This window comes from Paenarthrobacter sp. NPDC092416 (assembly GCF_044755025.1).
GTDB lineage: Bacteria > Actinomycetota > Actinomycetes > Actinomycetales > Micrococcaceae > Arthrobacter.
The window spans coordinates 83,714-96,035 of sequence record NZ_JBIVQG010000013.1 but is presented as its reverse complement, the minus strand read 5'-3'; the positions used below and the strand labels follow the sequence as shown (position 1 = coordinate 96,035).

The following is a 12,322-nucleotide window of genomic DNA, read 5'->3' as shown; positions in this document are numbered from 1 at the left end:
GGTCTTCGGGATCCGATGGAAGGCATCGGCAAGCAGCTGGCCAGCAGCCTGACGATGAGCGGGATCGTCAACTACAAGAGCCCGCTGCTGGACATGAAGGTACCCAGCGCCCTGGCTGGTTTCAGCGGGCAGCTGTCGAAGGGTCTTCGGGATCCGATGGAAGGCATCGGCAAGCAGCTGGCCAGCAGCCTGACGATGAGCGGGATCGTCAACTACAAGAGCCCGCTGCTGGACATGAACGTGACAGGAAAATTCTCCGGCCTCAGCAGGTCATGGCTAGACGAATTTGAGAAGGATGGCACGGAGGGTTTCGTGGCTTCCCTGCGAGAAGACCTTGCTGTTGACCCAGCGCTTGCCTTAGAAATAGATGAAATTTTTGAACGCCTGGGGGCGCCTGAAGATTTACTCGATGAGACGGCAGAATTTCTCAACCTCACGATGCCTTTTGGGCACGATTCGGCTGTTCGAACAGGACTTCAGATCGTGGCGGTAACCAGTCTCTTTGCGATACTGTTGATGATTTTTCTCAGTAACCCTTTCCTCGGTGCTGTTCTCTCCGCTGTTGGAACACCGAACGTAGCGGTCTCTTGGAAAGCTACGGGCAAGGCCTACGACCGGCTGTACGGCCTCGAGGCCAAGCCAAAGCCCGGGGCAAAAAGCAGCAAGGGAGGAAAACCTGGTCTCCTCGCCAACGGGCGCGGGCGCAAACGCTCCGGCCGCTGGTAAGGGGCTCGATGCACCCTTTCGGCTGCCAAGATCAGGATTCCGACTTCATTTTTGTTCGCTCTTGTGCTGACTTCCGTAGCCGTCCGTCTGGCTCTGCAGTTGCCCACATACGCACAAATCGCAGGTAAGACGCTGGTGTCGGTGGCTTCGGAAGACTGGGGCCCCCAATGGTGGAAACGCGCCGAAGCAATCAGCCGCCTCGAAGCGCTTTGGAGCACCTCGGACACCTCCGCCTGGATGGCGCCACCGGCATGAGCTCTGGTGGCGCGACCACGCAGACCACCACATGAACTTCCTGCTCAGCTGATGGGCCGTTCAGGGGGTGCAGCCTCCAGGCCCACCGGGTGGATGGTCGGTTTCGGATAGTTACTGCTTCCGTCCCAGTGCATTTGAAAAGGTGAACCGTCCGCAGAGGAAAGCGTTGATATTACGCGCCGGCCGTCCGTTACCTGGTCCACGTCCACTCCGAAGTGATGAGCCAAAGAAGGCGCCAACCCAACCAATTCCGGGTCAAAATTTGGCGAGGTTGAGCCGTTTGGCATCAATATCGCAGTTGTCTGTTTTTCCCCCTGGACGAGTACGAAGCGTCTGGTATGGAAAAAGGCCATGGAGAGGTAGCCAGCAACAACAGCTGCCTCTTTGAACTGCAGGGGATGAAGTTCAAGCTGTTGTGCTGCGACAAGATGCTGTACCTCGAGGTCGGTTTCTAAATGTCCCCAATCCTGGAGACTGGCGATCACGGCGATATCCCCGGACCTTATGGCGAGAAAGGGGATCTCATTGGAATCAACGTAATCGAAGTTCAGATGCGGTTCCGCCTCGGAGACTTGGCACTTCAGAACGAAGATGGACCATGGGTTTTCCCCTGCACTTCCGACCCACGCAGCAGTCCCACGGACGTTCTGCATCAGGAAGTGATGCATGGCGAAGCGACCCAGATCTTCATCACGGACGATTGTGGGTCCGTCGGCGTCCTTTCGGTCCAAGAGACTCGATCGTTCCTTAACCAACAAGCCATAGAAGATCTTGGCCAGCCAAAGGAAGAGCACGCGGCGGTCCATGGCTTTAACTCCATCGAAGCCGAGTTCAAATGCCGCCCTTACCGTGCTTTCCATCTGCGAAAGATGGGTTCCGTTACACTCAAGGCAGCTCGGGATCGTCAACTGACGATACGGAATGTACGTGCCGTTCTGGAGTGTCACGGTCTCGTTGATCAGGCCATGTCTCTTAAGCAGCCACTTCGGAAAGACATGTTCTTTGGTGCGGTTCGAGTCATTCAACGCACTCAAACACAGAAAGCAAGCGTCCTCCGAGTAACTCCAATCGGAGCTTTCTGTTCCTAGAAATCCCGCTTCCGTCTCCATGCCTTACTCCTAGCCTTTGAAGTTTTGAGTGACCTTATCAACAGAGACCCGACGCGCACCCAAGGCCTCCCGTTCAGACTCCAACAACGGGGCCACCGACCCTCGGTAGGCTGTCTCCCTTGATACTCATCCCAGGTGGGAACGCCTATCGAATGCAGGCGGTGGTCCACATGAAATGCCGTCCGCCCCGTCACTGCTCGCGGTCAGGTTCCTGAGCGTCCCAGCGCTTCCGGGCTCCTTGCCGGGTGACTCCGTATGCTCTGCCGATTTTGTCCCAAGAAAGGCCTTCAGCCCTCGCGGCGGCCACGGCCTCATCAAGCTGGGCTTCGACCGTCTTTATTTGCTCACCCAGGGTCTGGATGGTGTGGAGATGGAGGTCCGGGGCGATGTGGGAATGCCATTGAGCCAGGAAAAGCGGTTCAAGGTCGTCGCGGTCGCTGACGTAGCTGGGGTCATCGCTGGAGGGGGCCCCAGCATAGATGAGATAGCGGGTGAGGTCTTCCTCGACGGGGTCCCAGACGCGGGTCCACAGCGGGTCCAGAACGACGTGCTTCTTGAACGGTTCGCAGCTGCAGGCAACTCTCCAACCGACCACCTGGGATGGCGGCCGCCAGGCCTGGCTGTCCGGGTCGTCGTTTTCCCCAATAACCTTGCCATCCGGTGACATCAGGCTGATTTCCATGTGCTTGCCGCCGGCCCCGAACATGCCGTCGGCGAACACGCAGACAACATAGCCCTCGTGTCCGCTGCCCTCGGTGAACCAGCCCATCGTTGCTTCCCTCCATCGGCCTCCGGTTGCTACAGTCATCAGTATGCCTGATAGCAACCATGGTTGCCAAGGTATTCAACATAGGCAACTTTACTTGTCATAATCACGGTTATCGGCTTCAAACTAACGGGAGTAGAGGAAGCTGCAAGAACTCCCGGCTCATAACAAATCCGACGATTCCGCTGATCAATTCGCCTTTGGAGCCGCGAATCTTCGCTTAGGTTGAGTCTGGGTGGCTTACGGTCTCCGCTGCCCGGATATTCCGGTTGAGCCTAGACAGCAACAACCCAGATCGCTTCCGATGCCGCGGCCCCGAGGTCGATGTTCTGTTCCTTGCCGCTGAGTCGGATCGTAGTGAGGTCCGCGAATCGTCGATGCTCCTGAATGGACAACTGTGTATCCGGCGTAAGGCCCAGTTCGGTGAAGTAGCGCAGCAGTTCAGGGTCAGCATCGGAAATACGAGTCACCGTAACGGTGCTGCCTGCCGCCGCGGCTGAGAGTTGGGTTCCGACTGGCTGGCACTGCTGCCCCTCAGGAGAGGGTATCGGGTCGCCGTGCGGATCACGGGTGGGATGGCCCAGGCGTTGGTCAATGCGCTCGATGAGCTTGTCCGATACGGCATGTTCCAGGATTTCGGCCTCCTCGTGGACCTCGTCCCACCCGTAGCCGAGAGATTGCACGAGGAAGGTCTCCAGGAGACGATGCCGCCGGACCATGGAGACGGCGTGTTTACGACCCTCAGCGGTTAGTTCGATGCTGCCGTACGGTGCGTGGGTGACCAGGTTCTGCGCGGCCAGTTTCTTGATTCCGTCCGAAACCGTGGGGGGCCGAACCCCCAGACGCCCGGCTATGGAGCTGACGGTAATGGGTGTTGCGGACCATTCCGTGGCGGTCCAGATCAGTTTCAAATAGTCCTGGGCTGAGGTGGACAGATCGGTTACGAGCATTGCTTCATACTACTTTGCCCGCCTCAGAAATGTTAGGCTTAACGAACAATTTTGTTTTCAATGTTGAATTCCAAGGAGTCGGCGTGCCGAAATTTAGTCTCGAGAAGCTGCTTAGCCGGCGGGCGATGATCTACGGCGCCGCAGCCCTCGCCGCAGTGCCGGTACTAGCGCCAGTTGAGGCGCAGGCCAACGGCACGGGACCGCACTCCGGTCACGGCACACCTGCCCAGGACACGCCCCCACGAGCATCCACCGGCAGTCCTGCCGCGACCACGACGCCCTCAGCTGACGCCAGCTCCATGAGCCATGCCGGACACGCTGGCTTCGCTGGCGGATCCGTCCCGGTCGACCGGGCCGGGATCGACCCCACGGCGATCCTGCGGGACTTCGACAGGGGAAAGACCAGCACGCTGCCGGACGGGCGGACGCTGCGGGAGTGGGACATCGTAGCCGTTGACAAGGACTTCGAAATTGCCCCCGGAGTGACCTTTCCGGGATGGAGCTACAACGGACGGATCCCCGGACCCACGCTCTGGGCGCGGGAAGGAGACCTGCTGCGCATCCACTTCACCAACGCCGGCGCGCACCCGCACACCATGCACTTCCACGGCGTCCACCGCGCAGAAATGGACGGCACGCCCGGCATCGGCGCCGGCTCCATCGCGCCCGGCCAGTCTTTTACCTACGAATTCGACGCCACACCGTTCGGAACCCACCTCTACCACTGCCACCAGTCACCGCTGGCACCACACATCGCCAAAGGGCTCTACGGCGGATTCATCATCGAACCCAAAGAGGGCCGGCCGGCGGCCGATGACGAGATGGTCATGGTCATGAACGGCTACAACACCGATGGGGGGGACGACAACGAGTTCTACTCCGTCAACGGTCTGCCCTTCCATTTCATGGACTACCCCGTGCAGGTCAAGCAAAACGCGCTGGTGCGAATCCACCTGATCAACGTTCTTGAATACGACCCCATCAATTCCTTCCACGTGCACGGCAACTTCTTCCACTACTACCCCACCGGGACAATGCTCACCCCGAGCGAATTCACCGACACCATTTCCCAGGTGCAGGGCCAACGCGGCATCGTGGAAATGCGGTTCCCCTACCCCGGCAAATTCATGTTCCACGCCCACAAGACCGAGTTCGCCGAACTCGGCTGGATGGGCTTCTTCGAGGTGACCCCGGCATGAGCATTGAAGAAAAGACCCCGACGACAACGCCACCCACCCTGGCCGGGGGCAGACGCCCGTCGGCACCCGCCTGGTTGCTCGGACTCGGACCGTTGGTCCTGATCGCCGTCCTGATGGCCGTGTTCGCCGTCCTGAACGGACCAGGTTTGGCGAAGCTGTCAGAAGGCATCCCGCCCAAGGAAGAGATCGCCGTCGAAGACGTCCGTTTCCTGCCCGGCCAGATCCAGATCACAGCCCGCAACGAAGGCCCGGACCCGGTCACCATCGCCCAAGTGAACGTCTCGGACTATTACGCGGCCTTCACCCAGACCCGCGAAACCATGGCCCCGCTCGAAACCACGACGCTGAACATCAGCTACCACTGGGTGGATGGGGACCCTTACGAGATAGCTCTCGTTACGTCCATCGGCGGCAAAATCCCCATCACCGTCGACGCAGCAGCCCTCAGCCCTGAACGCGGCACGTCGTTCTTCGGACTGATGACCCTGCTTGGTGTTTACGTCGGCGTCATTCCCGTTGCCCTGGGCATGCTGTGGATGCCGTTTATCCGCCGCTCATCAGCCTCCTGGATCAAGCTCCTGCTCGGTATCACGGTAGGGCTCCTCGCATTCCTGGCCATCGACGCCACCCTTGAAGGCATGGAACTCGTCGCCACAAGCGGCGCCTTCGGCGGACCCCTCGTGGTGTTCCTCGGCGCCCTCGTCGCATATCTGGTCCTTGAAGGCACCGACGCCTGGATGCGCCGACACCAGGACCTCAGCAGCACCGGACAACCGACCGCCCTGCCACCACATCGGCTGGCCCTGCTCATCGCCATCGGCATCGGTCTGCACAACCTCGGCGAAGGATTGGCCATCGGCTCCGCGTATGCCGTAGGATCCCTGGCACTCGGAGCCACGCTGATTGTCGGCTTCGCCATCCACAACACCACCGAAGGCCTCGCCATCGTCACACCGCTGGCCAAGGAACCCGCACGCCTGGGCCGCCTCGCGGTTCTGGGCCTGGTCGCCGGAGCACCCGCCATAGCCGGCGCCCTCATCGGAGCCACCGTCAACCAGCCCGCCCTCTCGGCCTTCCTCCTGGGGCTTGGAGCAGGCGCCGTCGCCCAAGTCGCCCTCAAGATCCTGCCAATGATGAAGGACCACACAGGCAAGGTACTCACTCCGCTGGCCAGCGCCGGCATCATACTCGGCCTCGGCATCATGTTCACCACGGGGCTGCTCGTCCAGGCCTAACGGCAACCGCTAGGCTTCTCGAGCAAAAGTACATAGTTGCGTGGATACATCGACGAATGTAATCATGAAGCATGGAAACCCTCACGCATGCCCCGGTGCTCGCGCGGTTTGGCTACGCGGTATCGGATCCCACCAGGGCCAGGATCCTCCTGGCACTCTCCGAAGCCCCGGGCTACCCGTCAGACCTCGCCGACTCGCTGTCTGTATCGCGGCAGAGCATGTCCAACCACCTGACCTGCCTTCGCGGTTGCGGCCTGGTGGTAGCAGTCCCGGACGGACGTCGGATGCGCTACGAGCTTGCCGATGCCAGGCTGGGCCATGCCATTACTGACCTTCTGGGCGTCGTCTTGGCTGTGGACCCTACCTGCTGCGCTCCAGGCGGAGGAGTGCCCGGCCCGCCCCTTTCCGGCACGCTCGAAACCGACCCTGGCCGGCCGGCCGTGGCTTCGCACTGGAGGAACGGCTAGGTCATGACCGACTATGAACTACGCGTCATTGAGGGCTGCCCGAACACTGTCCCGGCGCTGACTCTGTTTCGACGCGTCCTGGAAGCTGCGGGGCTACCAGTGAAACGTCTACGTGTCCGTGTCGTCACCTCCGAACGCGATGCGCAGGAACTGGGCTTTCAGGGCTCCCCATCGTTCCTTGCCGCCGGAGATGACTTGTTTCCGGCGGTCGCAGTTCCCGCTGTGAGCTGCCGCGTATACCCTTCCGCTGGGAAAATGGCAGGACTGCCGGCTTTTGGGTCTTTGCTGGCAGCTGTGCGCGGGACAGGTCAGGAGGCATGAGAGCCCAGGAAACCAAGGTGCTGCTCCCGACGCGTGCCGCGATGGCACTGGCGGTCGCTTCTCTGGCGTTGGGCGACTTGTTGGTCAAGTCCATCGTTGTGATCACCATGGCCGATGGCCGAGTCCTGGACTACGGGGTTATGAATCTCCGGCTCGCCTATAACACCGGTGTCGCGTTCGGCCTCGGTGCAGCCTTGTCCCCATGGATTGTCGTGGCCGCGACGGCCGTGATCGTGACTGCGCTGGCTGTTTACCTGTACCGGGCGACTCCCGGGTTCAGCCGTATGTCCCGGGCCGGAGCGGTCCTCCTGCTCGGCGGTGCCGTCGGCAACCTGGTGGACCGGATGGACGGGGCAGGGGTCGTTGACTACCTGCACACCGGATGGTTCCCGACCTTCAACCTTGCCGACATCTTCGTCACTGGTGGAGTCGGCCTGCTGGTGCTCGGATCCATGCGCGCCCCTGCCCGGGCTTCGGAAGAAGGTTCCTGACCGGTGGACATAGGTGAGTACTTTGCTTCGACGGTGACCTCCGGCGCGCTGGTCCTGGCACTGCCCTTGGCGGCCGTGGCAGGCTTGGTGTCCTTCCTCTCGCCCTGCATTCTTCCGTTGGTTCCCGGCTACCTGGGCTTCGTTTCCGGGCTGACGGACCCGACCCAACCGCGGAACAGGCGCCGCGTCCTGGCCGGCGTTGCACTGTTTATTTTAGGCTTCGGTGCCGTATTCACCCTGTACGGGGCGGCTTTCGGAGCCATCGGGTCATGGCTGATCCGTTGGCAGGACCCCCTCATGAGGGGGCTGGGGATCGTGGTCATCCTCATGGGGCTGGTGCTGCTCGGACGGTTTTCCTGGCTCCAACAAACCCGGAAATTCCAGCTCCCCGGCCGCAACGGGCTTACCGGTGCCCCGCTGCTCGGAATCGTCTTCGGCCTGGGCTGGACACCCTGCATGGGGCCGACGCTCAGCGCCGTCCTCAGCCTGAGCGTCACCGCCGGAAGCGCCTGGCGCGGGGCCCTGCTGGCTTTTGTCTATTGTCTTGGCCTGGGCATCCCTTTCGTCCTCGTGGCCCTTGGCCTGAACTGGGTCTCAAAGGTCCTGAGCGTGGTGCGCAGGCACATCAGAGCTGTGAACATCGGCGGCGCCGTCATGCTCATCATCCTCGGCGTCCTGATGGTGTCCGGCCTGTGGGTGCAATGGATCTACCAACTGCAAAACCTCGCCGGAACGTTCCTGATGCCCGTCTAGGCACGTCCGCCCCGGAATTCTGATACGAACAGCAAGGACAACGCAATGAGCAGTCAACCACAAGCGCGCCGGGGACCCCGCCGCCGCACCATCCTGGGCCTGGGCGGGGCCCTCTTGGCCCTCGCCGGCTGCGCGAGCCAGGACGATCTGGCCGAGCAAGCCAAAGCCGGAGACGACAAGAACTACATCGCCGGGGACGGGTCCGTGAACGAATACCCACCCGAGTCACGTGGTGCTCGGGTCTCCCTGGAAGGCCAACTCTTCAACGGCGATAAAATCTCTGCCCAGGACTGGGCCGGCAAGGTCGTGGTCCTCAACTTCTGGTATGCAGCCTGCGCACCCTGCCGGGTCGAGGCGCCGGATCTGGCCGCCCTCCACACCGAATTCAAAGACAAGGGCGTGCTGTTCTACGGGGTCAACGTCCGCGACGACGCCGCCACCTCAGAAGCCTTCGAACGGACCTTCAACGTGCAGTACCCCAGCTTGGATGACAGCGATGGCGGCATCCTTCTCGCCATGACCGAGTACGTCCCGCCACGCGCGGTCCCCACCACCCTCGTGCTCGACACCGAAGGCCGCGTCAGTGCCCGAGTCCTCGGGGTCTCCCAAAAAGGAACGCTGAAGGCACTGATCACCTCCGCCGCGGCCGGATCCTGAACTAAGCCCCGCCGTGAATCCAACCCCAAGGAATCCCTCCCCATGACCAGCACCACACCACCCGCAGGGACCACGAAACCTGCCGCCTCCACCGCACAGCCGCAGTCCCCCCGTTTGACCCGTGACAAGCCTCTTGGCTGGCTCCTGCTCATCACCGGGGTTATCGGCTGGCTGGCCTCCGGCGCCTTGGTACTGGAGAAACTCGAAGTACTCAAAGACCCCGGCTACCAAACCGTCTGCGACATCAATCCGTGGATTTCCTGCGGGCAGGTCATGCAGACCTGGCAGAGCTCGGTCTTCGGCTTTCCCAACATGTTCATCGGGATCGTGGCGTTCGCTGTCATCATCACCACCGGCATGGCGCTGCTCTCCGGAGCCACCTTCGCGCCCTGGTACTGGGCAGGGCTCCAGGCCGGGGTCACCCTTGGTTTTGCCTTTGTCGTGTGGCTGTGGTCCCAGGCCCTGTACTCGATCCACATCCTCTGCCCCTTCTGCATGATCGTCTGGGCCGCAATGATTCCCCTGTTCGTCTGGGTCACGGCCAGGAACCTCAGCCACGGAATCATCAAGATACCCGCTCGGGCCGCTCGCATCGTGGCCGAGTCCGGCTGGATCATCACTGCCTTGCTGTACGTGGCCGTGACCGCGACCATCTTCTTCGCCTTCCTTCACGTGTTCATTGGCACCTCCGGTTTCTAGAAAGGGCCCCCGGAGCGCGGCCTAAGTCCGGCAGCCGCAAGGATGGCTCGCTCCGCGGGCGGCCCGATGTGCAGGGCGGGGAACCTCTGACGTGCACCAGAACCGCCTTAACGGGCCCCGCCCCAAACCTTCATCGCCCCGCCAATCGAGGAATGCCCATGGCCCAGAACCAGCCAAAGCCCAGGACCGCCAACCGGACCGTGAGGGAGCGGGAATCCTGACCGGGCTGCGCGACCTCATCGACAACATCGCCAACACTTCCCCGGCCCGGTTGGCCTTCAGTGCTTTCGTGTTGGTGATTCTGCTCTTTACCGGCCTGCTATCCCTGCCTGCGTCCTCTGCCACCGGTGAGCAAACACCCCTCCATCAGGCCATGTTCACGGCCGTTTCCAGCGTCTGCGTCACCGGCCTGACTGTGGTGTCCACCGCCACTCACTGGTCCTTCTTCGGGCAGATCGTCATCCTGGTGGGCATCTTCGTCGGGGGTTTGGGCACGCTGACGCTCGCGTCCCTGTTGGCACTGATGGTCAGCAAGCGGCTGGGAGTGCGTGGCAAGCTCATCGCCCAGGAAGCCATGAACAACGCGGGCAGGTTCGGTGAGGTTGGTGCGCTGCTGCGGATCGTGATCGTGACATCAGTTGTGATCGAAGCGGCGCTGGCCCTCGCCCTGATCCCCCGATTCCTGGTCCTGGGCGAGCCGTTCTGGCAAGCCGTGTGGCACGGCGTCTTCTATTCCATCTCAGCGTTCAACAACGCAGGGTTCACGCCGCACTCCGATGGCATCGTCCCGTACGAGACCGACCTGTGGATCCTGGTTCCGCTGATGCTGGGTGTGTTCCTGGGCAGCCTGGGCTTTCCCGTGGTGATGGTGCTCCAGCAGAACGGGCTGAACTGGAAGAAGTGGAACCTCCATACCAAGCTCACCATCCAGGTCTCCTTCATCCTGCTCGCGGCAGGCACGGTCCTCTGGGGGCTGATGGAGTGGGACAACGTGCGGACCATCGGCAACTTGGGTGCTGGCGAGAAAGTCGTCCATTCGATCTTCGCCTCCGTCATGACCCGCTCCGGCGGGTTCAACCTGGTGGACCAGAACCAGATGGAATCCACCACGATGCTCCTGACGGACGCGCTGATGTTCGCGGGCGGGGGCTCGGCGTCCACGGCAGGCGGCATCAAGGTGACCACCATTGCCGTGATGTTCCTGGCCATCGTGGCCGAAGCCCGCGGCGATGCCGACGTGAAGGTCTATGGCCGCACCATCCCCCAGGGCACCATGCGGGTGGCCATCTCGGTGATCGTCGCTGGCGCCACGCTCGTGTCCGTCGCCGCCTTCCTGCTCCTGCAGATCAGCGGGGCCTCCCTGGACCGGGTATTGTTCGAAACCATCTCGGCCTTCGCCACCGTGGGACTGAGCACCAACCTCAGTGCCGAACTGCCGCCATCCGGGGTGTATGTGCTATCGGCGCTGATGTTTGCCGGCCGTGTCGGCACCGTGACCCTGGCCGCTGCGCTGGCCCTGCGCCAGCGCAGCCAGCTGTACCACTATCCCGAAGAGCGACCGATCATCGGTTAGCCGCGCGCCCTTCGATCGACAAGATGCGCCTCTTCGAGGTGAGGTGTGGCGCCTCCGTGATCACATCCAGCCTTGCGGGTTCACGGTCTGACCGTTCAGGAGCACCTCGAAGTGCAGGTGGCAGCCGGTGGAGGCTCCGGTGGTCCCGGCCGCGGCAAGCCGCTGGCCGGCGGCCACGGTCGCCCCGACAGAGGTTTCGATGGACGCCAAATGGTTATAGGTACTCTTCAAGCCGTTGCCGTGGTCCACGACAATCCTGTTTCCTCCGCCATAGGCCGACCAGCCGGCCTCCACGACCTTTCCAGCGCCGGCGGAGAACACCGCTGTCTGGCACGCTGCCACGAGGTCAAGACCGGTATGCAGTTCCCCGGAGCCGCTGATCGGGCTGGAGCGGATACCGAACGGCGAAGTGACCGACATGCTGGCCAGCGGTGCGCCGAGCCGGGCGGAGGAAGCAGCGGGTGCAGCAGCGGCCGGTGCGGCAGCGACAGCCTTCGGAGCTGCCGCGGCGGCAACCTGGGTCTTGGCCGGCACGGGCAACGGTGCCTGCTCGGTGGTGACAGCCGGCCGTTCATAGCTGATGGATGCTCCGGCAGAGGCCTGAACCGGTGCAATGGAAGCTTTTGTCGCTGCGGCTTGCACGGCCGGACCGGTGCCGGTGGGGGCCGGTCCGGCATGGGCTGCGGTGAGTGCGGCGGTCAACATCGCGGCGACGCTCAGCGTGGCGGCTGCCGTGACCTGTTTGCGCCGACTCCCGCCCGACCCGGCAGCTGGCACACCCCGGTGCTGCGGCTTAGCCCGGGAAGTTGTCGGGGCGGACGTGCGGGGGAAGGGGCCGGAGGTTGGTTTTCGGCGCCGGCCATGGGGGGATGAGGAAGTCAAAGGGGGATCCTTTCGGTCGCCTGCGAAGTTAGCTGTCGGGTTCGGGCCAAGGAAAATGCCCGGCCGCGCCCCCGGCGGCCATCTGACCACCGACATTGCGGCTTCACCCCAAGGCAGACTGGCTGCCGATTCTGGGTCCTCCACCCCCGCCGTGAAAAGTGATAGTCGTTTGATGCCGCCGGCGGGGCTGAGCGTGCGGCATCAAGGGTTTTAGTACAGAAAAACCTGAACCAATAGTA

General features: G+C 62.3%; 14 protein-coding genes and 1 riboswitch. Of the genes, 10 read left to right on the top strand and 4 right to left on the bottom strand.

Features of this window, described 5'->3' with window-relative positions; translation table 11 throughout:
• Positions 1-726 (top strand): hypothetical protein (locus ACIQC5_RS20110; RefSeq protein ID WP_400286481.1); only part of this gene is annotated, 726 nt, incomplete at its 5' end.
• 63 nt (positions 727-789) lie between these two features.
• Positions 790-981 (top strand): DUF4913 domain-containing protein, encoded by a 192-nt coding sequence (locus ACIQC5_RS20105; RefSeq protein ID WP_400286479.1) that lies wholly within the window; start codon positions 790-792, stop codon positions 979-981.
• A gap of 44 nt (positions 982-1,025) precedes the next feature.
• On the opposite strand, the gene ACIQC5_RS20100 is transcribed toward ACIQC5_RS20105, so the two are convergent.
• The 3 genes from ACIQC5_RS20100 to ACIQC5_RS20090 form a co-directional block, all read right to left on the bottom strand.
• Positions 1,026-2,090, bottom strand: a complete 1,065-nt coding sequence (locus ACIQC5_RS20100) for a hypothetical protein (protein WP_400286476.1) — start codon at positions 2,088-2,090, stop codon at positions 1,026-1,028.
• Between the two features lie 190 nt (positions 2,091-2,280).
• The gene (locus ACIQC5_RS20095) at positions 2,281-2,898 is read right to left on the bottom strand and encodes a hypothetical protein (protein WP_400286473.1); all 618 of its coding nucleotides are present in this window, start codon (positions 2,896-2,898) and stop codon (positions 2,281-2,283) included.
• A gap of 233 nt (positions 2,899-3,131) precedes the next feature.
• Positions 3,132-3,806 (bottom strand): metal-dependent transcriptional regulator, encoded by a 675-nt coding sequence (locus ACIQC5_RS20090; RefSeq protein WP_400286470.1) that lies wholly within the window; start codon positions 3,804-3,806, stop codon positions 3,132-3,134.
• An 83-nt stretch (positions 3,807-3,889) separates the two neighbouring features.
• Here ACIQC5_RS20090 and ACIQC5_RS20085 point away from each other — a divergent pair, with 83 nt between their 5' ends.
• The 8 genes from ACIQC5_RS20085 to ACIQC5_RS20050 all read left to right on the top strand — a co-directional run bounded on the left by ACIQC5_RS20085 (position 3,890) and on the right by ACIQC5_RS20050 (position 11,201).
• Positions 3,890-5,005, top strand: a complete 1,116-nt coding sequence (locus ACIQC5_RS20085; RefSeq protein WP_400286467.1) for a multicopper oxidase domain-containing protein — start codon at positions 3,890-3,892, stop codon at positions 5,003-5,005.
• Complete coding sequence (locus ACIQC5_RS20080) at positions 5,002-6,240, top strand: ZIP family metal transporter (RefSeq protein ID WP_400286464.1); 1,239 nt, start codon at positions 5,002-5,004, stop codon at positions 6,238-6,240. The genes ACIQC5_RS20085 and ACIQC5_RS20080 overlap by 4 nt, the downstream gene beginning before the upstream one ends.
• A 71-nt stretch (positions 6,241-6,311) precedes the next feature.
• The gene (locus tag ACIQC5_RS20075; protein WP_400286461.1) at positions 6,312-6,707 is read left to right on the top strand and encodes an ArsR/SmtB family transcription factor; all 396 of its coding nucleotides are present in this window, start codon (positions 6,312-6,314) and stop codon (positions 6,705-6,707) included.
• A 317-nt stretch (positions 6,708-7,024) separates the two neighbouring features.
• A complete protein-coding gene (gene lspA, locus ACIQC5_RS20070; RefSeq protein ID WP_400286458.1) occupies positions 7,025-7,519 on the top strand; it encodes a signal peptidase II in 495 nt (164 codons plus the stop codon).
• A 3-nt stretch (positions 7,520-7,522) separates the two neighbouring features.
• Entirely contained in the window at positions 7,523-8,272 is a 750-nt protein-coding gene (locus ACIQC5_RS20065) for a cytochrome c biogenesis CcdA family protein (RefSeq protein ID WP_400286456.1), read from the top strand.
• Positions 8,273-8,317: 45 nt separating this feature from the next.
• On the top strand, positions 8,318-8,929 hold the full coding sequence (locus ACIQC5_RS20060) for a TlpA family protein disulfide reductase (RefSeq protein WP_400286453.1): 612 nt from the start codon (positions 8,318-8,320) through the stop codon (positions 8,927-8,929).
• A 42-nt stretch (positions 8,930-8,971) separates the two neighbouring features.
• The gene (locus ACIQC5_RS20055) at positions 8,972-9,628 is read left to right on the top strand and encodes a vitamin K epoxide reductase family protein (protein ID WP_400286450.1); all 657 of its coding nucleotides are present in this window, start codon (positions 8,972-8,974) and stop codon (positions 9,626-9,628) included.
• A 214-nt stretch (positions 9,629-9,842) separates the two neighbouring features.
• Entirely contained in the window at positions 9,843-11,201 is a 1,359-nt protein-coding gene (locus tag ACIQC5_RS20050) for a TrkH family potassium uptake protein (protein ID WP_400286551.1), read from the top strand.
• Between the two features lie 60 nt (positions 11,202-11,261).
• On the opposite strand, the gene ACIQC5_RS20045 is transcribed toward ACIQC5_RS20050, so the two are convergent.
• A complete protein-coding gene (locus ACIQC5_RS20045) occupies positions 11,262-11,906 on the bottom strand; it encodes a M23 family metallopeptidase (RefSeq protein WP_400286448.1) in 645 nt (214 codons plus the stop codon).
• A 181-nt stretch (positions 11,907-12,087) separates the two neighbouring features.
• Positions 12,088-12,261, bottom strand: a riboswitch (cyclic di-AMP (ydaO/yuaA leader).
• Positions 12,262-12,322: the final 61 nt, after the last annotated feature.